23 protein-coding genes are annotated in these 25524 nt (G+C 62.4%); 14 read left to right on the top strand and 9 right to left on the bottom strand.

Going from position 1 to position 25524, the window contains the following annotated elements; genetic code table 11:
- Positions 1-60 precede the first annotated feature (60 nt).
- The 3 genes from trmA to IE093_RS18340 are packed head-to-tail and all read right to left on the bottom strand — an operon-like array spanning position 61 to position 2938.
- Complete coding sequence (gene trmA, locus IE093_RS18350; protein WP_189471750.1) at positions 61-1191, bottom strand: tRNA (uridine(54)-C5)-methyltransferase TrmA; 1131 nt, start codon at positions 1189-1191, stop codon at positions 61-63.
- Between the two features lie 29 nt (positions 1192-1220).
- Positions 1221-2048, bottom strand: coding sequence for a glutamate racemase (gene murI, locus IE093_RS18345; RefSeq protein WP_189471748.1), 828 nt, complete (start codon positions 2046-2048; stop codon positions 1221-1223).
- Entirely contained in the window at positions 2045-2938 is an 894-nt protein-coding gene (locus IE093_RS18340) for a LysR family transcriptional regulator (RefSeq protein WP_189471746.1), read from the bottom strand. Before IE093_RS18340 ends, murI begins: the two co-directional genes overlap by 4 nt.
- Positions 2939-3076: 138 nt before the next feature.
- Between IE093_RS18340 and IE093_RS18335 the strand changes: the two genes are divergently transcribed.
- A complete protein-coding gene (locus IE093_RS18335) occupies positions 3077-3505 on the top strand; it encodes a LexA family protein (protein WP_189471744.1) in 429 nt (142 codons plus the stop codon).
- Between the two features lie 2 nt (positions 3506-3507).
- Positions 3508-4770: a Y-family DNA polymerase gene (locus IE093_RS18330; protein WP_189471742.1), complete on the top strand. Its 1263-nt coding sequence runs from the start codon at positions 3508-3510 to the stop codon at positions 4768-4770.
- Between the two features lie 13 nt (positions 4771-4783).
- On the opposite strand, the gene IE093_RS18325 is transcribed toward IE093_RS18330, so the two are convergent.
- Positions 4784-5332, bottom strand: coding sequence for a hemerythrin domain-containing protein (locus IE093_RS18325; RefSeq protein ID WP_189471792.1), 549 nt, complete (start codon positions 5330-5332; stop codon positions 4784-4786).
- Positions 5333-5531: 199 nt separating this feature from the next.
- On the opposite strand from IE093_RS18325, the gene IE093_RS18320 reads away from it, so the two are divergent.
- On the top strand, positions 5532-6878 hold the full coding sequence (locus IE093_RS18320) for a replication-associated recombination protein A (protein ID WP_189471740.1): 1347 nt from the start codon (positions 5532-5534) through the stop codon (positions 6876-6878).
- A gap of 304 nt (positions 6879-7182) precedes the next feature.
- On the opposite strand, the gene lolA is transcribed toward IE093_RS18320, so the two are convergent.
- Entirely contained in the window at positions 7183-7803 is a 621-nt protein-coding gene (lolA, locus tag IE093_RS18315) for an outer membrane lipoprotein periplasmic chaperone LolA (protein ID WP_422730996.1), read from the bottom strand.
- Between the two features lie 135 nt (positions 7804-7938).
- Positions 7939-11004: a DNA translocase FtsK gene (locus IE093_RS18310; RefSeq protein WP_229803729.1), complete on the bottom strand. Its 3066-nt coding sequence runs from the start codon at positions 11002-11004 to the stop codon at positions 7939-7941.
- Between the two features lie 154 nt (positions 11005-11158).
- Between IE093_RS18310 and aat the strand changes: the two genes are divergently transcribed.
- From aat to infA, 3 genes are all read left to right on the top strand, one after another.
- Complete coding sequence (gene aat, locus IE093_RS18305; protein WP_189471736.1) at positions 11159-11896, top strand: leucyl/phenylalanyl-tRNA--protein transferase; 738 nt, start codon at positions 11159-11161, stop codon at positions 11894-11896.
- Positions 11897-11898: 2 nt separating this feature from the next.
- Positions 11899-12636 carry an arginyltransferase gene (locus IE093_RS18300; RefSeq protein ID WP_189471734.1) on the top strand — a complete coding sequence of 246 codons (738 nt, stop codon included), beginning with the start codon at positions 11899-11901 and terminating at the stop codon, positions 12634-12636.
- A gap of 111 nt (positions 12637-12747) precedes the next feature.
- Entirely contained in the window at positions 12748-12966 is a 219-nt protein-coding gene (gene infA, locus IE093_RS18295) for a translation initiation factor IF-1 (protein WP_013332816.1), read from the top strand.
- Between the two features lie 99 nt (positions 12967-13065).
- Here the strand turns inward: infA and clpA are convergent, their stop codons facing one another.
- From clpA to icd, 3 genes are all read right to left on the bottom strand, one after another.
- Positions 13066-15333, bottom strand: a complete 2268-nt coding sequence (gene clpA, locus IE093_RS18290) for an ATP-dependent Clp protease ATP-binding subunit ClpA (protein ID WP_189471732.1) — start codon at positions 15331-15333, stop codon at positions 13066-13068.
- A gap of 135 nt (positions 15334-15468) precedes the next feature.
- The gene (gene clpS, locus IE093_RS18285) at positions 15469-15798 is read right to left on the bottom strand and encodes an ATP-dependent Clp protease adapter ClpS (RefSeq protein ID WP_229803727.1); all 330 of its coding nucleotides are present in this window, start codon (positions 15796-15798) and stop codon (positions 15469-15471) included.
- Between the two features lie 231 nt (positions 15799-16029).
- The gene (gene icd, locus IE093_RS18280) at positions 16030-17286 is read right to left on the bottom strand and encodes an NADP-dependent isocitrate dehydrogenase (RefSeq protein WP_189471728.1); all 1257 of its coding nucleotides are present in this window, start codon (positions 17284-17286) and stop codon (positions 16030-16032) included.
- Positions 17287-17400: 114 nt separating this feature from the next.
- Here icd and IE093_RS18275 point away from each other — a divergent pair, with 114 nt between their 5' ends.
- The 8 genes from IE093_RS18275 (at position 17401) to IE093_RS18240 (ending at position 25352) form a co-directional block, all read left to right on the top strand.
- Complete coding sequence (locus IE093_RS18275; protein WP_189471726.1) at positions 17401-18006, top strand: pseudouridine synthase; 606 nt, start codon at positions 17401-17403, stop codon at positions 18004-18006.
- Positions 18003-18452 carry an NUDIX domain-containing protein gene (locus tag IE093_RS18270; RefSeq protein WP_189471724.1) on the top strand — a complete coding sequence of 150 codons (450 nt, stop codon included), beginning with the start codon at positions 18003-18005 and terminating at the stop codon, positions 18450-18452. Before IE093_RS18275 ends, IE093_RS18270 begins: the two co-directional genes overlap by 4 nt.
- A gap of 251 nt (positions 18453-18703) precedes the next feature.
- Positions 18704-19813: a tRNA 2-thiouridine(34) synthase MnmA gene (mnmA, locus tag IE093_RS18265; RefSeq protein WP_189471722.1), complete on the top strand. Its 1110-nt coding sequence runs from the start codon at positions 18704-18706 to the stop codon at positions 19811-19813.
- Entirely contained in the window at positions 19810-20454 is a 645-nt protein-coding gene (hflD, locus tag IE093_RS18260; RefSeq protein WP_189471720.1) for a high frequency lysogenization protein HflD, read from the top strand. The genes mnmA and hflD overlap by 4 nt, the downstream gene beginning before the upstream one ends.
- 40 nt (positions 20455-20494) lie before the next feature.
- Complete coding sequence (gene purB / locus IE093_RS18255; protein WP_189471718.1) at positions 20495-21859, top strand: adenylosuccinate lyase; 1365 nt, start codon at positions 20495-20497, stop codon at positions 21857-21859.
- Positions 21860-21861: 2 nt separating this feature from the next.
- The gene (locus IE093_RS18250) at positions 21862-23061 is read left to right on the top strand and encodes a cupin domain-containing protein (protein ID WP_189471716.1); all 1200 of its coding nucleotides are present in this window, start codon (positions 21862-21864) and stop codon (positions 23059-23061) included.
- The gene (locus IE093_RS18245; protein ID WP_189471713.1) at positions 23058-23495 is read left to right on the top strand and encodes a GNAT family N-acetyltransferase; all 438 of its coding nucleotides are present in this window, start codon (positions 23058-23060) and stop codon (positions 23493-23495) included. The genes IE093_RS18250 and IE093_RS18245 overlap by 4 nt, the downstream gene beginning before the upstream one ends.
- A 258-nt stretch (positions 23496-23753) precedes the next feature.
- Complete coding sequence (locus tag IE093_RS18240) at positions 23754-25352, top strand: isocitrate lyase (RefSeq protein WP_189471711.1); 1599 nt, start codon at positions 23754-23756, stop codon at positions 25350-25352.
- The last annotated feature ends 172 nt before the right edge of the window (positions 25353-25524 follow it).

Genomic DNA, 25524 nt, shown 5'->3' with positions numbered 1-25524 from the left:
GCCAGCTTACTGCAGCTCGGCCCTCACCCCTACCGAATTGACCCTTTGACATGGAGCATGTCAGTTGTGCATTGCCTCTTGACTCGGTGAGCGCCGCTCCAGCAGAACGCCGCACTCGCAGTGATGCGTCCAGGGAAACTGGTCGAACAGCGCGAAGCGCGTAATGGCGTGAGTGCGTCCGAGGCGCTCCAGGTTATCCTCCAGCGTATCGGGGTTACACGAAATGTAGACGATACGCCGATAACCGCTGAGCTGTTCGCAACTATGCGCATCGAGACCGGCACGCGGCGGGTCGACCAGCACCGTAGAGAAATCGTAGTCGTCCAGCCCCATCTCGGCCACTCGCCGTCCCCCCTTTTCGCCCTTGAGCGCCGCGGAGAACTCTTCAGCGGACATGCGCGCCACCGTCACGTTGTCGATACGATTGGCCGCCAGATTGGCCTTGGCCGAGGCCACCGACGTCCGCGAGATCTCGGTGGCCAGCACGCGCCGGAAATTCTCGGCCAGGGCGATGGTGAAATTACCGTTGCCGCAATACAGCTCGACCAGGTCGCGATCCCGGCTATCGCGAGTCACGTCCCGCGCCCAGGCCAGCATCGCCTTGCAGATCTCGGCATTGGGCTGGGTGAAACTGTTCTCGACCTGTTGGTAGGCGAACTCGCGTCCTTCCACTGTCAGCCGTTCCCAGACGTGGTCACGCTCCAGTACTCGACGCTGCTTGCGCGAGCGACCGATGATCGACGCTCCGAGCTCGCTCTGCAGGCGACGGGTCTCGACTTCCCACTCGTCGTCCAGCGGGCGATGATAGATCAGGGTGATCAGCGCCTCCCCGGACAATGTGGTCAGGAACTCAGCCTGAAACAGCTTGCGCCGCAGCGTCGGGTTGTCACGCACCGCGTCCAGCAGGCGCGGCATCAGTTCGTTGATGCGCCGGCTGGCCACCGGGTATTCGTCGACACGGATCACGCGTTTTTTCTTCGGGTCACCGGGGTCGATCTCGAACATGGCATAGAAGAGATCGTCGCCCTCATGCCAGACCCGAAACTCGCAGCGCTGCCGGTAATGGCTCGCCGGCGAGGCATATACCTCCAACGGCGGCGGGGCAAAACGCGCGAACTGCGTGGCGAGGCGCGCGCGCTTGGCCTCGAGCTGCTCGTCATAGCGGGAAGGTTCGACTACGGGTACGGCCACGGGGTCTCCTTGCGATTGGAATCTGGCGATCAGTGGAATGTCGATGAATCATCCGGTATCGGCACGCTCTGCCGACCCGGCAAGGGTACGTCGAGATGTCGGGGCATGGCGAAGCCGTACCTCGCGAGCACCGGCGCCAACCGCGCCCGCGAGCCAGTGACCCAGCCTGGCCCCGGCCCGACGAGGGGGGCCGGCTCGACCACCACCTGAGCGACCCGACGCGCGATGGCATCACCGGAATCGACCCAGGTGATCGGCCATTGCGCAACGGCCTCCAGAACCTCGCGCAACAGCGGGAAGTGGGTGCAGCCCAACACCACGGTATCGAGTTCGGCATCGTCCCACAGCGGCGCCAAGCAGTCCGCTACCACGTGGCGATCGACCGCGTTTCCGGTCAGCAGGCGCTCGGCCTGTTCGACCAGCGGGTCGGCAGCCAGGCGCAGCACCTGGCAGTCGGCGGCGAAATCAGCGATCAATGCCTGGGTGTAGGGACGATTGACGGTCGCCGAGGTCGCCAGCAACGCCAGGTGGCGACTACGGCTTAGCCGCGCGGCCGGTTTAATTGCCGGCACGGTCCCCACCACCGGTACCGTGATCCGCGCGCGCAACGCGTCGAGCGCCAGGGTGCTGGCAGTATTGCAGGCCACCACCAGGGCACAGGCTCCGCTCTCGCGCACTGCCGCTTCGCATACCGCGACGATGCGAGCCACCAGCCAGTCGTCGTTCTTGGTACCGTAAGGCAGCATGCCGTCATCGCAGACATAGGCCAGTGCCGCCTCTGGCAGCCGTCGCCGCATTGCCGCCACCACCGACAGTCCGCCGACACCGGAGTCGAAGATCAGAATCGGTCCGCTCATATCCCTTGCTCCGTGAAGTGCGACATCAGGGTGTCAATCAGCACCCGCAGCCGTGCCGGCATCAGCTCACGCTCGGCATACAGCAGGTATACCCCCATTGGCGGGGGACTGAAGGCTTCCAGCACTCGTACCAGACGCCCGCGAGCCACTTCCGGCTCACCTAGGAACGCCGGCTTCTGCACCAACCCCATGCCTCGCGCCGCAGCCTCGGTCAGGGCTCGGCCGTTGTTGCAGGTCAGCACCGGACGATAGCGGATGCGCTCGGGTTTTCCATCGACCATCAGCATCCAACTCGGCCCATTGCGTTGCAGGCTGTAATGCAGACAGCGATGCTGCGTCAGGTCATAGGGATGATTCGGCACGCCGTAACGCGCGAGGTAGTCTGGTGAGGCATAGACATACATCGGCATCGACATTAGCCGTCGAGCAATCAAACTGGAGTCTTCCAGCTCGCCGATACGCACCACCAGGTCGAAATCCTCCGCCAGAAGGTCGACGCGGCGATCTTCCAGGACTACGTCCAGCGCCACCGCCGGATGCGCCTGTTCGAAGGCCTGCAGCGCCGGGATCAACTCGCGCACCCCGAAATCCAGTGGTGCCGAGAGCCGCAACCGGCCACGGACCTCGCCTCGTTGTTCTCCCAGGCCAGCCTCCAACTCGTGCAATTCGTCGAGTAGTCGCCCGGCACCTTGCAGATAGCGCTCGCCTTCGGCGGTGAGCTGCAAACGACGCGTGGTACGCACCATCAGCCGCACCCCCAGTTGTTCCTCGAGGCGTGCCACCTGCTTGCTGACCATGGCGTTGGACAGCCCCAGCTTGCGCGCGCCGCCGGCGAAGCTGCCTGCCTCGACCACGGCCCGGAAGATATGCATCGCCTGCAGCCGATCCATTGTCGTCGTGTGTCCTCACTGTGCGTGCACTGCGCGCATTCTACCTCAACCGAGGGTGCGACCCGAGTCATGCTTGCTCATTGGCCAAATACTGTTTATTTTTACAGTAATCTGTTTTTTGCTCCGCTGGAGACCGCGATGCGCATGATGTCCCCCGCTCCACTTTTGCCACCAGCCCCCTTGAAGCGTGGCGCCAGCGGTTTTCCCTCGCCCGCCGACGACTACCTGGATACGCCGCTGGATCTGCACCGCCACCTCGTCCCGCGACCATCCTCGACCTTTTTCATGCAGGTGGAAGGCAATGCCCAGGCCCACGCCGGTTTTCATGACGGCGACTTGTTGGTGGTGGATCGCTCGCTGGCGACCCGCCCCGGCCACTGGGTAATTGCCGTTATCGAGGGCGAACTGTGCCTGCAGCGACTGGCCGGCACGAGCCGGTACCTGTGGTTGTGTTCGGCCCACCCGAACCAGTCGCGGCTGCCGCTGGAGGCCGACGGCGACTGCCGGCTGTGGGGAGTGGTCAGCCACGTGATCCACACCCTGCATGCCACGGACCGGGAGCGCTGAAGATGTTCGCGCTGGTCGACTGCAACAACTTCTACGTGTCCTGCGAGCGGTTGTTCGCGCCACACCTAGAGGGGCGGCCAGTGGGCGTAATGTCCAACAACGACGGCTGCGTGATCGCCCGCTCCGAGGAATTCAAGGCGCTGGGCATCCCGATGGGCATCCCCACTCACAAGATCGCCCCGGAGCTGCGCCGTCGGATCACCCTGTGCTCGTCCAACTACGCTCTCTACGGTGATCTGTCGGCACGAGTACAGTCAGTGCTGGAGGCCCGGGTTCCGGGGCTCGACCCCTACTCGATCGACGAGTGCTTTCTCGACCTGCGTGGCCTACCAGACGATCTCGAAGCATTTGGGAGGGAACTGGCCACAGCCGTGGCCCACGAAGTAGGATTGCCGGTGTCGGTGGGCATCGCCCCTACCCGAACGCTCGCCAAGCTGGCCAACCGACGCGCCAAACGTCAACCGGTCCGTCCCCAGGTATGCGTGTGGTACGACGCTACGACCCCAGAACTCGAGACAGTGCTGCGGGAACTGCCCCTGACCGGTATCTGGGGCATTGGTGAATGCCTGCAGGCACGCCTGGCCGGTCAGGGCATCGTCACCGCCGCGGCCCTGCGCGATGCTCCCCGGGACTGGCTCCAGCGCCGTTTCAGCGTGGTAGTGGCACGCACAGCCAGAGAACTCGCCGGTATTTCCTGCCTGCCGCTCCACGCCCTGGAAACGCCTCGGCGCAGTGTGCTGTGCTCACGCTCGTTCGGCAGACCGCTCGGCGATCTCGACAAGATCCGCACCGCCCTGCGCCACCACTGCCAGCGTGCGGGGGAGAAGCTGCGACGTGATGACCTTCAGGCCTCCACGGTGGGTGTCTTCCTACGCACCAGCCCCTTTCTCGGCGCCTCGCAGGAACGTTCGAGCGCGTGGGGCGAGTTCCCTTTCCCCAGCGCCGACACCTTGTTACTCAACCGACTCGCCCAAGCACTGGTGGTACACCTGTGGCGTCCCGGAACGGTCTACCACAAGTTGGGCGTGATGCTCGGCGATCTATCGCCGCGTCGTTATCATCAGCCCTCGCTGTTCGACGGCTGCGATTCCACGCGCCAGGAGCGCTTGATGATGGCGTGGGACGCCATTCGCCAGCGTTTCGGGCACGAGGCACTCACGCTCGGCGTACAGTCGGCCACTGCCGACTGGCAGATGCAGAGCCGGCGGCGTTCGCCGCGCTACACGACACGCTGGCGGGAATTGCCCAGGGTCGGCAGCCGCTAGAGTATTAGTATTCCTAGCTCAGCTCAGGCTCGGGAGCGGCACGCAATTCGGCATAGAGCTCCGGATAGCTTTCCTGAAGATACTCGAGCTTGGCGGCCGCACCTTCGGGAAGCGCCTTGGCCAGACGCTCGAGGTCGTCATCGTCGAAATGTTCGCGAATCAGAGGAAAGAGTTCTTCCCGTTCATCGCGCAAATAGGCACGATGAGCATCGAGATAGGCCTTCAAGTCATCGGTGAAACGATCCATCGGCACCACGGCATCCATCAGGATCATGTCGAGATCCTGGGATAGACGCATCAGACGTTCGTGCAGGGCATGATAATCGCTGGCGAGGCGACAGCTTAGTTCCTTGGCCTGAGGAGCCTTGGCCAGCAACTGCTCACCGCAGATCCGCTCCAAGGGGACAGTGAAACCATCCATGTAATCGAGGATATAGTCCACCACCTCACGAATGAGCTGGAAATCAGGACGCTCACCGGCGGCGAGCGTCTTCTGCTTGAGTTGCAGGACATGCAACAGGCGAGCCATGTTGGCATGATCCAAACGCAGTTGAGTCAGCATGGGCATGGCAAGGCCTCCTCTGCTGGCAGAGCAAGAGCGAACGGCGACAAGAGCTTGGATTCGCCCGAGAAGCTCAGGTTCAACGGCAGTAACAAAAGTCTACGCTCGTCGTTCCATAAGCCTCGGTTGTATAACCCTAGTGCCAAAGCCGTCATTCCGCCATCACCGAAAGTCGTAGACAGTACCCGGAGTCGAATACATGGACCTCTTCAGCCAGCAACAATCACAGGACAGCGCCCCCCTGGCCTTCCGCATGCGTCCACGGCGGCTTGCCGATTATGTCGGGCAGCAAGCCTTGGTCGGTCCGGGCAAGCCCTTGCGGCGCATGGCGGAGACCGCCACGGTACGCTCGATGATCCTGTGGGGTCCACCAGGAGTGGGCAAGACCACACTGGCAGAGATCCTCGCCAACGAGTCCGGGGCCGAACTCGAGCATATGTCGGCGGTGATGGCCGGAGTCAAGGATATCCGGGCGGCGGTCGAACGCGCCCGTCTGGCCCAGTCCCAAGGGCGCGGTACCCTATTGTTCCTCGACGAGATCCATCGTCTCAACAAGAGCCAGCAGGATGCCCTGCTGCCCCACGTGGAATCGGGGCTACTGACGCTGATCGGCGCTACCACCGAGAATCCCTCGTTCGAGGTCAACTCAGCGTTGTTGTCGCGGGCCCGGGTCTATGTCCTGAAAGCGCTCGACGAGGAAGAGCTACGCCAGGTGATGCGCCAGGCTCTCAGCGATCATGAGCGCGGCCTGGGAAGCCGGGAGATCCAGGTCGATGACGAGGTACTGGCCATCCTGGCCCGCGCCGCCGGTGGCGATGCTCGGCGCGCGCTGGGCTTGCTCGAGACCGCCTGCGACTTCACTACGCCGGCGGGAAAGGGGGAGCGGTTGCCACGTGAAGCACTGGACGAAGTGCTGGGCCACCAGGCCAGTGCCTTCGATAAGCAGGGCGACCATTACTACGACTTGCTCTCGGCAATCCACAAGTCGGTGCGCTCGTCACGTCCGGACGCAGCACTGGTGTACATCGCCCAATTCGTGCAGGGCGGCGGTGACCCCCTCGATGTGGTACGCCGCCTGAGCGCCATCGCCTCGGAGGACGTCGGCAACGCCGATCCCCGCGCCCTGCCACTAGTGATGGCGGCCTGGGATGCTTTCCTGCGCCTGGGAGACTACGAAGGCCAGCGTGCCATCTCCCACGCTGCGATCCACCTGGCGGTGGCGCCCAAGAGCAACGCCATCGACCGCGCCTGGAAACAGGCCAAGGCCTTCGTCGCCGAACATCCCAATCTCGAGGTACCCACCTACCTGCGCAATGCGCCGACCAAGCTGATGGAGTCGCTGGGCCACGGTCATGGCTATCGTTACGCCCATAACGAGCCCAACGCCTATCCCGCAGGCAGCGCGCACGACTGCTGGCCCGAGAACCTGCCCAAGGTCGATCTCTATGTGCCCAGCGAGTATGGCCAGGAAGCGCGTTTCAAGCAGATCATGGAGTGGCGGACCGAACTCGATGCAAAGGCAGACCGAAGTGAGGGAGGCGGTTGAACCCAGCTACCTGCCCACCGTCATCGCCCAGCGAAGCTGGGCTCCCACAAAACCACCGGTTGATGCCGTTGTGGGAGCTCAATTCATTGAGCGATTGGCGCCACCAGGCGCCCCGATGCAGGCTCAACGCGCTCCACCATCGCCCAGCGGAGCTGGGCTCCCACAAAACCACCGGTTGGTGCCGTTGTGGGAGCTCAATTCATTGAGCGATTGGCGCCGCCAGGCGCCCCGATACAGACTCAACGCGCTCCGCCATCGCCCAGCGAAGCTGGTCTCCCACGGAAAACGGTGTCAGAAGACGTGCTCAATAACTTTCACGAATCACATCCGCCCCATCGGGAATCTCGAAGGTGAAGCGGGAATCGTCGATGGAGGGGTTGTACTGCACATCGTCGAAACGGATGGCGGTACGCTGGCCCGTGCTGTCGGTCATCTGCAGCATGCCCAGCCGTTCGCTGTAGAAGGTCATCTTGAGTTCTTCGAACAGGGTATCGGCATCGCGCGGTGTCAGGGTGAAGGTTTCCGCTGCCCCCTGCTGCTGGCGGTCCACCTCATAGCTTTCGGTCAGTTCGGAAGCACTTCCCGACAACAGCAGGGCCGGTGTGTGCGTCACCCGGGTATCGAGCGGCTGCACCGTGACCTGCTCGAGGTCGGGGTCGTGCAAGAAGACCTCCTCGCCATCGGAAACCACGATCTGACGATAGGGGGCGTCGACTTCCCAGCGAAACTTGCCCGGCCGCGACAGCCACATCTGCCCATGCACTTCCTGCAGACGTTGCCCGCTGCTATCGAGGATCTGCTGCTCGAAGTCAGCGGCATAGGTCTGCAGCGGTTCGAGAAGGCGCGTCAGGCGCTCCGCTCCTTGATCGGCAATTGCCGCGACCGGCATCACCAGTGCCAGCGACAGGCCCAACAGCGACGTCATCGGTTTCATGCTCACTCCCTAATTCGGTATGCCCGAAAATTGATTCCCGAGGCATGGACCTCGGCCGGGGCCGCAGGTTGCACCCGCGGCCCCGGTTTCCTCGATTGCTGCATATTGCGCGGACTCAGGGTGCCGTCAGTCTCCGACGGGCGGCGGTGCCAATACCTCGCGGCTGCCGTTGGAGCCCATCGACGACACCACGCCGGCGCTTTCCATGGCTTCGACCAGGCGCGCGGCACGGTTGTAGCCGATCTTGAAGCGGCGCTGCACAGCCGAGATCGAGGCCCGGCGCGACTCGGTGACGAACATCACCGCCTCGTCGTAGAGGGCGTCCTGCTCAGTGTCATCGCCATCGCCGCCGCCTTCGGCCTCCAGGCCGGTCAGTGCCTCGGCGGAGACCCCGCCGGAGAGGATCTCATCGATATATTCCGGCTCACCGCGACGCTTCCAGTCCTCGACCACGCGATGCACTTCGTCGTCGTCGACGAAGGCGCCGTGTACCCGCATTGGCAGCCCGGCACCTGCGGGCAGGTAGAGCATGTCACCGTGCCCCAGCAGGTTCTCGGCGCCGCCTTGGTCGAGGATGGTGCGTGAATCGACCCTGGACGAGACCTGGAAGGCCATGCGCGTAGGAATGTTGGCCTTGATGAGGCCGGTCACCACGTCCACCGAGGGACGCTGTGTCGCCAGGATCAGGTGAATGCCGGCTGCGCGCGCCTTCTGCGCCAGGCGGGCGATCAGTTCCTCGACCTTCTTGCCGACGATCATGAACATGTCGGCGAACTCGTCGATCACCACCACGATATAGGGCAGCTTTTCCAGCACCGGCGGCGACTCGTGCATCTCCCAGGGCTGCGGCTCCCACAGCGGGTCCGCGACCTGGGCACCGGCCCGCTTGGCCTCGTCGAGCTTGCCATTGAAGCCGGCAATGTTGCGCACGCCCATGGCGGCCATCAGCTTGTAGCGCCGTTCCATCTCGGCCACACACCAGCGCAGGGCGTTGGCAGCCTCCTTCATGTCGGTGACCACCGGGGCCAGCAGATGCGGAATACCGTCGTAGACCGACAATTCCAGCATCTTGGGGTCGACCATGATCATGCGCACTTCGTCGGGCGTGCCTTTGAGCAGCATCGAGATCAGCATGGCGTTGACCCCGACCGACTTGCCCGAGCCGGTGGTCCCTGCCACCAGCAGGTGCGGCATCTTGCCCAGATTGGCGACCACCGGTGCACCACCGATGTCCTGGCCCAGCGCCAAGCTCAGTGCCGAGTCGGCCTGTTGGTAGCGGTCGGAGTCGATCACCTCGCGCAACCGAATCATGGCCCGTTGCGGGTTGGGGATCTCAATACCCACGGTGGGCTTACCAGGGATGATCTCCACCACGCGTACGCTCTTGACCATCAACGAACGCGCCAGGTCCTTGGCCAGGTTGCTGATCTTGGAAACCTTCACCCCGGCTGCCGGCTTGATCTCGAAGCGGGTGATTACCGGCCCTGGCCAAGTTTCGACTACCTCGGCCTTGACACCATATTCGCGCAACCGGGTTTCCAGCAGTTCGGCCATGCTGGCCAGCTGTTCGGGCGTGTAGTTGGGTTGATGTGCCTCAGCCGGGGTCAGCAGGCGCAGGCTTGGCAGGTCACCATCCGGTTCCGGCAAGTCGTCGAACAAGGGACGCTGACTCTGCAGGTGCTCCACGGTCCACAGGGTGGGCCCGTCGGGCTCCTCGGCGGCCGGCCGCCCCTGCTCGGACGTGGCGAGTCGGCCGGCTCCGGACTCGGTGACATTGCGCGACGGCTCATCGACTCGCGAATCGTTCTTACGCTGTTCAGGCGCAACGGCCGACGGCTTGTCGTCGTTGTGTGCCAGGTCCAGGCGTGGCTCGTCGTCGGGTTCCTCCTCGTCCCAATCGGCATCGTTCCAGCTCACCAGGCTCGGTTCATGCTTGCCGCTGCGTGCCGGTGAATGCGGCGAAGATCCCGACGAGGCCCAGGCGACCGGGGTAAGCTCCTCCTGTGACGCCTCGGACTCATCACCGGACGCTTCCTCTGGCGCACGCTCCGTGGACGCCTGGGTTTGCTCGGGCATGATCCCGTCATCGCGCTCGGCGCGCAGCGACATGCCCGCCCAGGCCGGCTCATCATCGTCCGGCAACACGGGATCGGGAATGGTTTCCGGCACCCGGCGGGTATTGGGTTCCGGTACCGAAGCAATGTCGGTGGGCTGGCGAACCTGTCGCTCCAAGCGCTCGACTTTGTGCTGGCGGTCGTAGGCGGCTTCGGGGTGCGCCTTGGCCGACGGTGTCCGCGCCGGAACTTCCCAGGGAATGTCGGTCCCGCCGTCGGCCTCGAGTCGAGGCTCATGGCGTCGTTCGCCGCGTCCCGGAATTTCTTCGTCCAAGTCGAAGGTCGCCGCCTCGCGACGCCGCCATGGTATCAGCCGCTGCCACCAGCGCGGCCTGTCGCTCTCGTCATCGAGTGGTACGTCCGCCTCACCGGGCGGCAAGGGTGCCTCCTCTTCATGGCCTTCGCGTGACTCGCGCAAGCCACCCAGTTGCCCCCAGATCCACAGCAACAGGCGATTGACCCGATGACCTATCTCGTCCATGACCGTCAGCCAGGAAAGCCCCGAGAACAGCGGAAAGCCGCACAGCAGGGCGACCAGTGCCAACAACGTAGTGCCATGGGAACCCACCAATGGACGCAAGCTGGCCACCAGCCCTTCGCCGAGAATTCCCCCGGCGGCATAAGGCAAGCCGCTTTGTGGATTGTAGAAATGCAAGGCGCCGAGAGTCGTGGTGCCCAACAACAGCAGCAGCAACCCTCCTGAGCGCACCGCCAGCGCCGTGGCATCCCATTCGAAGTGCACCTGGCGCGAGCGCATCAGGCGCCAGGCGGAAAACCCCAGCATGCCGGGCCACCACAGCGCACTGGCACCGAGCAGGGAATAGAGCACGTCGGACAACCAGGCACCGATCGGCCCCATCCAGTTGCCGACCCGGGTTTCCGGGCCACTATGCGACCATCCCGGATCCCCCGGCTGATAACTGAACAGGGCCAGCAACAGGAATACACAGCCTGCCAGCAACAGAATCACCACGCCCTCGCGGGAAGCTCCTTGCAGGCGCAAACCGAAGCGCTTGGCTCGCTCCTTGGCTTGAGCCGCCGATACCCGGCGTCCCGTGGTCTTCTTCTTGACACTCAAGTGGCCATCCCCCTTGCGCCACAAAGGCGTCTTCCATGGTCCATCAGGCGCCATCATACCGGGGCTTTGGCTTGGGGCACAGGGGCTCGGATCTGCTTGAGACACCGACCAAAGGCGGTCACACTAGCTTTGTTCCCACGATGACGACGATGCGATGCTACCTTGGCTGCCTCCGGACCATGTACAGTTTCCCGATGTCGAGCAGGCACTGGATGAACCCGATGGCCTGCTAGCGGTCGGCGGCGCCTTGACCCCCGACTGGCTGCTGGGCGCCTACCAGCGAGGCATCTTCCCCTGGTTCAGCGAAGGCCAGCCGATCCTGTGGTGGAGCCCCAACCCCCGCATGGTGCTGTTCCCCGAGGAGATACGCATTCGTCGCAGCCTGGCCAAACGCCTGCGCAACGCCGGATTCCGGGTCAGTATCGACCATGACTTCCCTGCCGTCATCGATGCCTGTGCCACTAGCCGAATCCATCAGGAAGGCACCTGGATCACTCCCGAGATGCAGGCCGCCTACCTGACATTGCATGACTTGGGCCATGCCCACTCGGTGGAGGTATGGCGGGATCAAATGCTGGTCGGAGGCCTCTACGGTGTCGCTCTGGGCAACATGTTCTTCGGGGAATCGATGTTTTCCCGCGTAAGCGATGCTTCCAAGGTCGCGCTGGTGTATCTGGCCCGCCACCTCCAGGCGCGTGGCGGCGGACTGATCGACTGCCAGATGCATACCCGCCACTTGGCACGAATGGGTGCTCGGGATATCGCCCGTCGCGACTTCATCGACTATCTTGACAGGTATGCCCAGCAAGGGCCTCGAACCTTCGTGAAGATATCGGGTGGGAGCCTGGCTAAGTATTCCGGTGACACACGCCACCACCCAAGGAGACGGTAATAGTGAGCAGTAGGGCTCCGCAACAGCCGGTGCGGGATCTGCGCTTCTTCCTGACGGTCCCCCATGCCTGTAGCTACCTGGAGGGGCGCGAGGCCACCACGCTGTTTCTCGACCCCCAGGAGTCTCCCGGCCAGGGCGTCTACGACGCTCTATCACTACTCGGCTTTCGTCGCAGCGGCCGGCATCTTTATCGCCCGCATTGCGAAGGCTGCAATGCCTGCGTCTCGGTGCGCATCCCTGTCGCCGACTTCCAGCCCAGTCGCAGCCAACGACGGGTGATCAAACGCAACACCGACCTAACGGTCCATGAGCGTCCGGCAAGCTTCTTCACCGAACATTACGAACTCTACGCGCGCTATATCCGTACCCGCCATGCCGACGGCGACATGTACCCCCCCAGTCACGAGCAATACCGGACTTTCCTTACACTCGATCACCCTTATGCCCGCTTGCTCGAATTCCGTCGCAACGACCGGCTGCTGGCCGTGGCCGCCATCGACGTCCTGGGTCACGGGTTGTCGGCAATCTACACGTTCTTCGACCCGTCTCCCGAACTCAACCGGCGTTCGCTGGGTACCTACGCGGTACTCGAGCTGGTGTCACTCGCCCAAAGGCGGGGATTGCCCCATGTCTATCTGGGTTATTGGATTCGCGAGTGCCGCAAGATGAATTACAAGCGCGACTTTCAGCCGCTGGAATATCTCGATGGTCGCCATTGGCGCCGATTGGTACCGTTATGAGCGAGGTTTTTGCCTTGGCGGCCGGCATGCGGCACAATAGCGCGCTATCTTGAGTAACGTCTTATCCTGACGTTAACGATCGACATCATCGCGTAACGAGGAATCGCCTATATGGCACGTGAAGATCATATCGAAATGGAAGGCGTCGTCGTCGACACGCTTCCCAATACCATGTTCCGCGTCGAGCTGGAAAACGGCCACGTGGTCACGGCCCATATTTCCGGCAAGATGCGCAAGAATTACATCCGCATTCTCACCGGCGACAAGGTCAAGGTCGAGCTGACTCCCTACGACCTGTCCAAGGGCCGCATCGTCTATCGCTCACGCTGAGCCTTCCCGCCTTTCTTCCGCCTGGAACCAACAAACAAAAAAGACGCCCCGTCATCGCAGACAGGGCGCCATGGGGTTTAGCTCGCGCAAGCGGAGCAATCAGGCCATTTCGGCCTCGGTAGCCAGGTGCAACTCGTTGCCTTCCACGGTGACATGCACCACGCCGCCGTGCTCGGCCAGCTCGCCGAACAGGATAAGCTCCGCCAGCGGCTTCTTGAGCTTCTCCTGGATCAGGCGAGCCATGGGACGCGCCCCCATCTCGGGGTCGTAGCCCTGCTCCGCCAACCAGGCTCGCGCCTGTTCGTCGACATCGAGCTGCACGCGTTTCTCGTCGAGTTGGGCCTGCAGTTCGACCAGGAACTTGTCGACCACACTGCGCACCACCGACGGCTCCAGGCTGTGGAACTGAATGATGCTGTCCAGGCGGTTACGGAACTCAGGCGAGAAGGTCCTGCGAATCACTTCCAAGGCATCGGTGGAGTGATCCTGGGGCTGGAAGCCGATGGAGCGTCGCGCAATCTGATCTGCCCCGGCATTGGAGGTCATGATCAGGATCACGTGGCGGAAATCCGCTTCACGGCCGTTGTTGTCGGTCAGGCGGCCGTGATCCATCACCTGCAACAACAGGTTGAAGACTTCCGGGTGCGCCTTCTCGATCTCGTCGAGCAACAACACGGAATGCGGCTGCTTGGTGATCGCTTCGGTCAGCAGACCGCCTTGGTCGTAACCGACGTAGCCCGGAGGCGCGCCGATCAGCCGCGACACGGTGTGCCGCTCCATGTACTCGGACATGTCGAAGCGTAGCAGCTCGATCCCCATCAAGGCGGCCAACTGACGGGCCACCTCGGTCTTGCCGACCCCGGTCGGGCCAGAGAACAGGAAGCTGCCCACCGGCTTGTCCGGTGACTTGAGACCAGCCCGCGACAGCTTGATCGCCGCGGCAAGGCTGGTGATGGCTTCGTCCTGGCCGAACACCAGCATCTTGAGATCGCGCTCGAGATTCTCGAGCAGCTTGCGATCAGAGCTGCTGACACTCTTCGGCGGAATCCGTGCAATGGAAGCCACCACGGCTTCGACCTGCTCGACATCGATGGTATCGACCCGCACCTCCGGCGGCAGTAGCCGCTGGTGGGCACCAGCCTCATCGATCACGTCGATGGCCTTGTCCGGCAGATGGCGATCGTTGATGTAACGGTCTGCCAAGCGCACCGCGCTCTCCAGTGCGCCGTCGGTGTACTTGAGACGGTGATGCTCCTCGAAACGCCCGCGCAGCCCCTTGAGGATGCGGATGGTGTCGTCCACCGAGGGCGCCATCACGTCGACCTTCTGGAAACGCCGCGCCAGCGCCCGGTCCTTCTCGAAGATGCCGCGGAATTCATGGAAGGTGGTTGAACCGATGCAGCGCAGGTCTCCGGACGAGAGCAATGGCTTGAGCAGGTTGGAGGCGTCCATCACGCCTCCGGACGCTGCCCCGGCACCAATCACGGTATGTATCTCGTCGATGAACAGAATGGCATTGGGCTGCTTCTTGAGTTCGGCCAACAGACTCTTGAGGCGCTTCTCGAAGTCACCACGGTACTTGGTGCCGGCGAGCAAGGCGCCCATGTCCAGCGAGTAGACCATGGCATCGCCGATGACGTCGGGCACATCCTCTTCGACGATACGCTTGGCCAAGCCTTCGGCAATGGCGGTCTTGCCAACACCGGCTTCGCCTACCAGCAGCGGGTTGTTCTTGCGCCGTCGGGCGAGGATCTGCACCACCCGTTCGAGCTCGTGATCGCGGCCGATCAGGGGATCAATCTTGCCCAACCGCGCTTGCTCGTTGAGGTTGGTGGCATACCCGGTCAGCGGATGGGCACTGCCTTCGCTGACGCCATCCTCGGCATCCTCGGCGTCCGGCGAGGGCGATGACGGATTCTGGCCATGCCCCGACACCTTGGAAATGCCATGGGCGATGTAGTTGACCGCATCCACACGAGCGACGTTCTGTTGTTTGAGGAAGTAGACCGCTTGGCTTTCCTGCTCGGAAAAGATCGCCACCAGCACGTTGGCCCCGGTCACTTCGCTCTTGCCGGAAGATTGGACATGGAAGACCGCACGCTGCAGCACCCGCTGGAAGCCCAGAGTCGGCTGGGTCTCGCGATCGCTTTGATCCTCGGGAATCAGCGGCGTGGTGGAGTTGATGAAATCCTGCAGGTCCGTGCGCAGCTTATCGAGGTTGGCCCCACAGGCACGCAATACATCCGCCGCAGAGGCATTATCCAGCAGAGCCAACAGCAGATGCTCCACGGTCATGAACTCATGGCGCTTGGAACGTGCCACGGTAAAGGCCGTGTTCAGGGTCAGTTCAAGTTCTTTGCTCAGCATGGCAGTCCCCTTCTAGCCGCCTACGGCATCGGTCGGCACTTTCAAAAACCGGCATTCTCACCATCGGGCACAATTGCGGGTTTGGCAAGCCGCTCTTGTGCCGGCCACTCGCCCTGACATGCACCATGCCAGGCGTCAGTCGGCCTTGTCGATATCGCACAGCAGCGGATGCTGACACTCTCTGGCATATTGATTGACCTGATGGCTTTTGGTTTCCGCGATGTCGCGAGTGAAGATCCCACAGGTCGCCTTGCCTTGGGTGTGCACCGCCAGCATCACCTGTACCGCCTTCTCGCTATCCATATTGAAGAAGATTTGCAGCACTTCGACCACGAACTCCATGGGCGTGAAGTCATCGTTGTGCAGCACGACCTTGAACAACGGTGGCTCTGCCAACGCCGGGTCGGCGGGATCCACGGCTATTTGACCGTCATCATCCTCTTGTGGATCCGTGGGTCGTGTCATGCCCGCCGTCACCCATATCAAATCGGGCTCGTCTATCTTGAACATAAGAGGCACTATCCATCTTCACAAGCCGGTTGATACCCCCGGCATCAACTCTGGTTCGACGCCTGATGCCTCACAGGGTTCATTACTAACAAAGATGCGTCCACCGTCGCGACTCTGCAAGCCCTCTGAACACGAAAAGCCCCCACCCGCTTAACGGGCGAGGGCTCGAGCATCGTGACGCGCGACTTACATGTTATCGGCGACGGCCTTGCCGAACTCGGAGCACTTCAACAGCACGGCATTTTCCATCACGCGGTGGAAGTCATAGGTGACCTCACCCTTGGAGATCGCCTTCTCCATGCCCTTGAGCACCAGGTCGGCGGCCTCGATCCAGCCCATGTGGCGCAGCATCATCTCGGCGGAGAGGATCAGCGAGCCGGGGTTGACCTTGTCCTGGCCGGCATACTTGGGCGCGGTACCGTGGGTGGCTTCGAACATGGCCACGTTGTCGGACATGTTGGCGCCCGGTGCGATACCGATACCGCCCACTTCCGCCGCCAAGGCGTCGGAGAGATAGTCGCCGTTGAGGTTCAGGGTGGCGATCACGTCATACTCGGCCGGACGCAGCAGGATCTGCTGCAGCATGGCGTCAGCAATGACGTCCTTGACCACGACCTGCTTGCCAGTATTCGGGTTCTTGAAGGTCATCCAGGGGCCGCCGTCGAGCAGCTCGGCACCGAACTCATCACGCGCCACCTGGTAGCCCCAATCCTTGAAGGCGCCTTCGGTGAACTTCATGATGTTGCCCTTGTGCACCAAGGTCAGCGACTCGCGATCGTTGTCCACGACATACTGCAGGGCCTGGCGCACCAGGCGCTTGGTGCCTTCCTCGGAGACCGGCTTGACGCCGATACCGCACATTTCGGGGAAACGGATGTTGGTGACACCCATTTCCTCACGCAGGAACTTGATAACCTTGTCGGCTTCCGGAGTGCCAGCCTTCCATTCGACACCGGCGTAGATGTCCTCGGAATTCTCACGGAAGATCACCATGTCGACGTCGGCGGGATTCTTGACCGGGCTGGGCACGCCTTCGAACCAGCGCACCGGGCGCTGACAGACATAGAGGTCGAGCTTCTGGCGCAGAGCCACGTTCAGGGAACGGATGCCACCACCCACCGGAGTGGTCAGCGGACCCTTGATGGACACCACGTAATCCTTGACGGCTTCCAGGGTCTCATCGGGCAACCAGGTGTCGGCGTCGTAGACCTGGGTGGCCTTCTCGCCGGCATAGACTTCCATCCAGTGGATCTTGCGCTCGCCGTTGTAGGCTTTCTGCACAGCCGCGTCGATCACGATCTTCATCGCCGGTGTAACGTCGACACCGATACCGTCACCCTCGATGAACGGGATGACCGGCTCGTTCGGCACGTTCAGGGTGTTATCGGCATTGACGGTAATCTTTTCGCCGCCTTCAGGGACGACAATTTTCTGGAACCCCATTGAGAACTCCCCTGTGGTGTGTTCAGTGGAGCGCGGAGTATAGCATCCAGCCCATCGTTCAGAGTAGGCTTGAAACAGGATTTGTCGACAATCATTGGTACAAGACCAAGCCCCATGAGTTCGCTGTATCTCCTTCACAAGCCCTATCACATGCTGTCGCAGTTCACCGATAGTGACGGTCGAGCCACCCTGGCCGATATCATCGAGGTCCCGGGCATCTACCCTGCCGGACGCCTCGATTACGACTCCGAGGGCTTGCTGCTACTCAGCGACGATGGCGAACTGATCCACCGCATCGCCCATCCACGCCACAAGCAGCCCAAGACCTATTGGGTCCAGGTGGAGGGCGAACCTGGCGACGACGCCTTGAACGCCCTGCGCCAAGGGGTGATGCTCAATGACGGCCCGACCCGTCCGGCTCAGGTACGGCGGCTCACCGCTCCACGAGTCGCCGAACGCCAGCCGCCGGTGCGGCATCGCCAGCACCAGCCCACCGCCTGGCTGGAGCTGACCATAAGCGAGGGCCGCAATCGCCAGGTGCGACGCATGACCGCCCATGTCGGCCACCCCACGTTACGCCTGATCCGAGTGGCCATCGGACCTTGGCGCCTGGATGGCCTGGCCCCTGGGCAATGGCGTCGGGAAACACTGCATGCGCCTAGTGCCAATGGCCCTCGCCGAGGCCGCCACCCATCTTCTGCTGGCCGGAGACGCCGATGAAACGCTGGACCCCTAGAGTCACCGTGGCCACCGTGGTCGAACGTGCCGGACGCTACCTGCTGGTCGAGGAGGATAATGGTGGCCCCTTCACGCTGTTCAACCAGCCGGCCGGTCACCTGGAACCCGGCGAGACGCTACTGGAAGCCGCCGAGCGCGAGGTACGCGAGGAGAGTGCCTGGCGCGTCGGCATCACCGACTACCTGGGCCTGTACGTCTACGAAGCGCAAGCCGGGCTGACCTTCCATAGCCACAGTTTCGTGGGCATGGCACTGGCGCATCTCGGCAATGACCTGGACCCGGACATCCGCGCCATCCACTGGCTGACTTTCGATGAGATCGAAGACCTGGAACGGGCCGGGCGCCTGCGCAGCCCGCTAGTGTTGCGGCGTGTCCGTGACGCCCGCCTGGGCAGGGTGTTTCCCATGGACGTGATCCACGAGCGCTAAGCTTACGGCTACGGGCTACGGGCTACGGGCTACGGGCTACGGGCTACGGGCTACGGGCTACGGGCTACGGGCTACGGGCAGTCTCCTATTACTCCAGGCTTGCAGCCAACTGCTCGAAGCTCGAAGCTCGAAGCTCGAAGCTCGAAGCTCGAAGCTCGAAGCTCGAAGCTCGAAGCTCGAAGCTCGAAGCTCGAAGCCAAGATAAGGTATAATTCTGCCCCGTTTAGCTGTCACCCGATCCGAGAACGTCTATGTCATCCACGGGCAAGGTCATCGTCGGCATGTCCGGCGGTGTCGACTCCTCCGTCTCCGCCCTGCTGCTGCTCGAACAGGGCTATCAGGTCGAAGGCCTGTTCATGAAGAATTGGGATGAGGACGACGGCACCGAATATTGCACCGCAAAGGAAGACCTGGCGGATGCGCAAGCCGTGTGCGAGAAGCTCGGTATCAGGTTGCATACCGCCAACTTCGCGGCCGAATACTGGGACAATGTCTTCGAACACTTCCTGGCCGAATACCGTGCCGGGCGGACGCCGAACCCCGATATCCTTTGCAACCGCGAAATCAAGTTCAAGGTGTTCCTCGAGTACGCCGAAATGCTCGGTGCCGAGAAAATCGCCACCGGGCACTACGTACGTCAGGGCCTGCGTAACGGCCGCCCGCGGCTGCTCAAGGGCCTGGATGCCAACAAGGACCAGAGCTATTTCCTGCATGCGGTGCCCGAGTCGGCCATCGCCCGCACGCTGTTTCCGGTCGGTGAACTGGACAAGAGCGAGGTGCGCGCCATCGCTGAGCGTCATGGGTTGGCAACCGCGCGCAAGAAGGATTCGACCGGCATCTGCTTCATCGGCGAGCGGCGCTTCCGCGATTTCCTCCAGCAGTATCTGCCAGCCCAACCGGGCGTGATCGAGACCCCGGATGGAGACGTCATCGGCGAACACATGGGGCTGATGTACTATACCCTCGGCCAGCGCCAAGGGCTGGGTATCGGCGGCCTGGCCGACTATCCGGAAGAGCCTTGGTACGTCGCCGCCAAGGACCTCGATCGCAATGTGCTGGTCGCCGTGCAGGGCAAGCATCATCCCCTGCTTTACAGTGACGCCCTGGTCACCGAGCCGATGGACTGGGTGGCTGGCGAGGCACCGGCGACCGAGGCCAGCCTCACCGCCAAGACTCGCTATCGACAGGCCGACGTCGCCTGTCGAATGCACACTACCCCTGAGGGCGGCGTGGAAATCATCTTCGACGAGCCACAGCGCGCGGTCACCCCTGGCCAGTCGCTGGTACTCTATGATGGCGAGATCTGCCTGGGCGGCGGGGTGATTCGCGAGACTTGGAAACGTTCGGAGCCCATTGAATGACCACTACCCCGATTCATCGCGCCCCGGACGATCCGGTTTCGCGTCAAGCTCTGGCCCTGGCTGGTGTCTTCCAGGCTGCCTGCGTGGTCGATGACCTCGCGCGTCATGGCCAAGCCGACGAGCGAGCCTGGACCACCCTTATCCGCGCCACCGTCGATACCAACCCGGAAAGCTTTGAGGCGATCTACGGCGGCCACCCCAATTACATGCGCCAAGGTCTCGACCTTCTCGATGCCGTGCTCGGCCGCAAGCAGACCAACCCCGTGGTACTGCGCTACGGTTTCTCGCTACTACTATTGATGCAGAAGCTGCGCAAGAACAGCGACATGATGACCACCCTCGGCACGCGCTTGACCCGAGTCCAGGGCCAGGCCGAGCATTTCGGCGACACTCACGAGAACGTGGTGGCGAGCCTCGGTGAGCTCTACCAGGACACACTCTCGACCTTCAAGTACCGCATCGTGGTGCAGGGCGAACCCTCGCTGCTGCAACAGCACATGATGCCCGAGCGGGTACGTGCCGCGCTGCTCGCCGGCGTGCGCTTCGCTCTATTGTGGCATCAGCAAGGCGGGCGACGTTGGAAGCTGATCTTACAGCGCAATGCGCTCAAGAAGGCGCTCGACCAGTTGAACCACGGCTGACTCTTTTATCGTTACGCGATCACCCACGGAAACCTCGACCATGCAGCTCTCTTCATTGACCGCCCTTTCCCCCGTCGACGGCCGCTACGGCACCAAGGCCGCAGCCCTACGCGAGCATTTCAGCGAGTTCGGCCTGATCCGCGCCCGCGTCACCGTCGAAGTACGCTGGCTTGAAGCGCTGGCCGCTCACCCGCAGATCACCGAAGTGCCGCCGCTGTCCGCCGAGGCCACGGCGTTTCTCGATGCCCTGGTGCGTGACTTCTCCGAGGCCGACGCGGCACGCATCAAGGAGATCGAGCGCACCACCAACCACGACGTCAAGGCAGTGGAGTATTTCCTCAAGGAACACATTGCCGAACAGCCCGAACTGCACGCCATCAGCGAGTTCGTGCACTTCGCCTGCACCAGCGAGGACATCAACAACCTGTCTCATGGCTTGATGCTCAAGGACGGCCTCGGCGTGCTGCTGCCGGTGATGCGCGAGTTGACCGAAGCAGTGGAGACACTTGCCCACGAACACGCCGCCGTGCCGATGCTGTCGCGTACCCACGGCCAGACGGCAAGTCCCACCACCCTGGGCAAGGAGATGGCCAACGTCGCCCACCGCCTGCGTCGCCAGTTGAAACAGATCGAGTCGGTGGAGATCCTCGGCAAGATCAACGGCGCGGTGGGCAACTACAATGCCCACCTGGCGACCTACCCCGAGATTGACTGGGCGGCCAATGCCCAGGCCTTCGTCGAGCGCCTGGGGCTGACTTTCAATCCCTACACCACCCAGATCGAACCCCACGACTACATCGCCGAGCTGTTCGATGCGTTCTGCCGCTTCCATACCATTCTGATCGACTTCGATCGTGACGTGTGGGGCTACATTTCTCTGGGCTACTTCAAGCAGAAGACCGTCGAGGGCGAGATCGGCTCCTCGACCATGCCGCACAAGGTCAACCCCATCGACTTCGAAAACTCCGAGGGCAACCTAGGACTGGCCAACGCCGTTCTCGGCCACCTGGCTCAGAAACTGCCGATCTCACGCTGGCAGCGCGACCTGACCGACTCCACGGTGCTGCGCAACCTGGGGGTTGGCCTGGCTTACGGGTTGATCGCCTACCAAGCGTCGCTCAAGGGCATCTCTAAACTCGAGGCCAACCCGCAGCGCCTGGCCGAAGACCTCGACGCCAATTGGGAAGTGCTGGCCGAGCCGATCCAGACGGTGATGCGCCGCTACGGCATCGAAAAGCCCTACGAGAAACTCAAGGAACTGACCCGCGGCAAGCGCATCGACCAGGCCGGCTTTGCCGCGTTCATCGACACCTTGGCGCTGCCGGACAACGTCAAGGCCGAACTCAAGGCGTTGACGCCGGCGACCTATATCGGGAATGCCGAGGAGCAAGCGAGGAAGCTTTGACCATGCCTTCCCATACCCCGCTGCAACTGCTTGGCAGCCTCTCTGCCAGCGAATTCCTGCGCGACTACTGGCAGAAAAAACCGCTGTTGATCCGTGGTGCTTTCCCGAACTTCGAAAGCCCGCTCGATCCTGACGAACTGGCGGGGCTGGCCTGCGAGGAAGGCGTCGAGGCGAGGCTAGTGGAAGAGAAGGGTCCCGACGGCCCCTGGCAAGTGAGCCACGGCCCCTTCGATGAAGCCACCTTCGCGCGTCTGCCCGAGCGCAACTGGACGCTGCTGGTGCAAGCGGTGGATCACTATGTACCCGAGGTCGCCGCACTGCTCGAAGAGTTCACCTTCCTGCCGCGCTGGCGGCTCGATGACATCATGATCAGCTACGCTCCCCCGGGTGGCAGCGTCGGCCCCCACGTCGACCAGTACGATGTCTTCCTGCTGCAAGCCAGCGGCCAGCGACGCTGGCAACTAGGCGGCAAGGTGCCCGACGATGCGCCGATCCTGCAAGGTATCGACCTGCGCATCCTCGAACGTTTCGAGGTAGAGGGCGATCAGGACTGGGGTCTGGAACCCGGTGACATGCTCTATCTACCCCCGGCCTGGGCCCACCACGGTATCAGCCAATCCGACGACTGCATGACGATCTCGGTGGGCTTCCGCGCCCCTTCCGCCGACGAAGCCATCACTTCCTTCGCCGATTACGTGGGCGAAGGGCTGCCGCCCTCGCTGCGCTTCGCCGACGCCGGCATGGCGTCGCCCGACGACCCGGGCGAACTCGACGATGCGGCCCTGGAACGCATGCGAACGCTGATCCTCGATACCCTCGACGACCCCGACCAACTCGCCCAATGGTTCGGCCGCGTGATGACTCAACCCAAGTACGTCGACCAACTCGTCCCCAACGATATCCCAACCGACGTCGAGGCGCTTGTCACCGAACTACAGGCCGGAGCCGAACTGGAGCGCACCCTTGGTTCGCGCTTCGCGTATTGCCCTCTGGGCGATGGCCAAGCCACCCTGTTCGTCGATGGCGACGGCATCGACTGCTCCCTGGAACTGGCCCGCACCCTGGCCTCCCGCAGCCCCATCGGCGCCGAGTTGCTTGCCTACCCCAATGCTACCGAGCTGCTGGCTCGATTGCTCGACCGTGGCAGCCTGAGCTGGCCACTGCATGACGATGAAGAACTGGACGACGAGAACACACCATGAACTCGACCGATGCCATCACGATCCAGCATGGCGACTGGGCCACGCTAGGCCCGGTGGCCAGCGAAATTCGACGAGTCGTCTTCATAGAGGAGCAGGCCGTCCCACGGCACGAAGAGTGGGACGGTCGCGACGACGACTGCGTCCACTTCCTGGCCTGGCAAGGGGAACGCGCCATTGGCACTGCCCGGCTGCTGCCTGACGGTCATATCGGCCGTGTCGCAGTGCTGATCGAGGCTCGTGGACTGGGCGTGGGCCGGCAATTGATGCAGGCCGCAATCGAGGTCGCTCGCCAACGTGGGCACACCCACGTCGAGCTCGCCGCCCAGACCCACGCCCTGGCGTTCTACGAAAGCCTGGGGTTCGAAGCCTTCGGTGACGAGTTTCTCGATGCTGGCATACCGCACCGCAACATGCGGCTTTCGCTAGCCGGTTGATTCATCAACAATTATCCCACGCAACGAAAACTGACTACATTTCCGGGGCCAAAATGGCCCTTCTTGTAGTCAAACTACAACCCTGCCTGCCCCAAAGTAATAATTGTTCCCCCCCGCCATCATGGGCGATAGTGCTTAACAAGACAGGATTAAAACAAACGTTTTAGACCAAACTTGTAGTCGGCGGCAACGAATACGGTATTCCTGATCCTGTCTAATCTAGAAGCACTTACTTCCCTACCAATGAAGGATGGCCCCATGTCAGCTTATCAAGACGATCTCAACGCGATAGCCCAGTTGCGCGAAGCCCAGGGTGGCAAGTGGGACAACATCAACCCCGAATACGTCGCCCGCATGAAGGCCCAGAACCGCTTCAAGACCGGTCTGGACATCGCCCGCTATACTGCCGGCATCATACGCCGGGACATGGCCGAATACGATGCCGACACCAGCCAGTACACCCAATCGCTGGGCTGCTGGCACGGCTTCATCGGCCAGCAGAAGCTGATCGCCATCAAGAAGCACTTCGGCCATACCAACAAGCGCTACCTGTACCTTTCCGGCTGGATGGTGGCAGCCATGCGTTCCGAATTCGGCCCGCTGCCCGACCAGTCCATGCACGAGAAAACCGCCGTGCCGGCGCTGATCGAGGAACTCTATACCTTCCTGCGTCAGGCCGACGCGCGGGAACTCGGCCATCTGTTCCATGAACTCGACGATGCTCGCGCCAAGGGCGACCAAGTCGCCGCCAAGGCGGTTCAGGCACGGATCGACGATTTCGAAACCCATGTGGTGCCGATCATCGCCGATATCGATGCTGGTTTCGGCAACGAGGAAGCAACCTATCTGCTGGCCAAGAAAATGATCGAGGCCGGGGCCTGCTGCATCCAGATCGAGAACCAGGTCTCCGACGTCAAGCAGTGCGGTCATCAGGCCGGCAAGGTGACCGTGCCCCACGAGGATTTCCTGGCCAAGATCAACGCCGTGCGTTATGCCTTCCTGGAACTCGGTGTGGACGACGGCGTGATCGTCGCGCGTACCGACTCGCTGGGTGCCGGACTGACCCAGAAGGTGCCGGTTTCCAAGGAGCCAGGCGATCTGGCATCGCAATACAACCGCTTCCTCGAAACCACGCCAGTTGCATCGGCTGGCGATGTCGCCGAAGGCGACATGGTGATCAAACTCGACGGCGAGCTGAGAAAGCCGGTACGCCTGCCCAACGGCCTCTACAAGTTCCGTCAGGGAACCGGTGAAGATCGCGTGGTGCTCGACTGTATCACCAGCCTGCAGAATGGCGCCGACCTGCTGTGGATCGAAACCGAGAAGCCGCACGTGGGCCAGATCGCCGGCATGGTCAACCGCATTCGCGAAGTCATCCCCGACGCCAAGCTGGTCTACAACAACTCACCGTCCTTCAACTGGACCCTGAACTTCCGCCAACAGGTCTTCGATGCCTGGAAAGAGGAAGGCAAGGACGTATCCGCCTACGACCGCGCCAATCTGATGAGTGCCGAGTACGACGACACCGAGCTGGCCGCCGTGGCCGACGAGTGGACTCGCAACTTCCAACGCGACGCCTCGCGCGAGGCGGGGATCTTCCATCACCTGATCACCCTACCGACCTACCACACCGCGGCACTGTCCACCGACGAACTGGCTCAGGGCTACTTCGGTGGCGACGGTATGCTGGCCTATGTCGCTGGCGTCCAGCGTCAGGAGATCCGCCGCAGACTGGCATGCGTCAAGCACCAGGACATGGCCGGCTCAAACATCGGTGACGACCACAAGGAGTATTTCTCCGGAGAAGGCGCGCTGAAGGCCGGCGGCAAGGACAACACCATGAACCAATTCGGCTGATGGCAATTGCCGTGACGTGAACGACCATCTAGCGGGGAGGCTTCGGCCTCTCCTCTTTGCATTGCCTTTTCCTTATTGTTTGCTATTTGCTCGCGCTACACTGAGGGCACTCAGCGACCAACCACTGGTCCTAGGGGACAAGAGCCGCTAAACTATTATAAAACACCGTTTC

The organism is Litchfieldella qijiaojingensis (assembly GCF_014651875.1).
Classification (GTDB): domain Bacteria; phylum Pseudomonadota; class Gammaproteobacteria; order Pseudomonadales; family Halomonadaceae; genus Litchfieldella; species Litchfieldella qijiaojingensis.
Note: the sequence above shows the minus strand (reverse complement) of the source record. Positions and strands in the feature narration are given on the sequence as shown.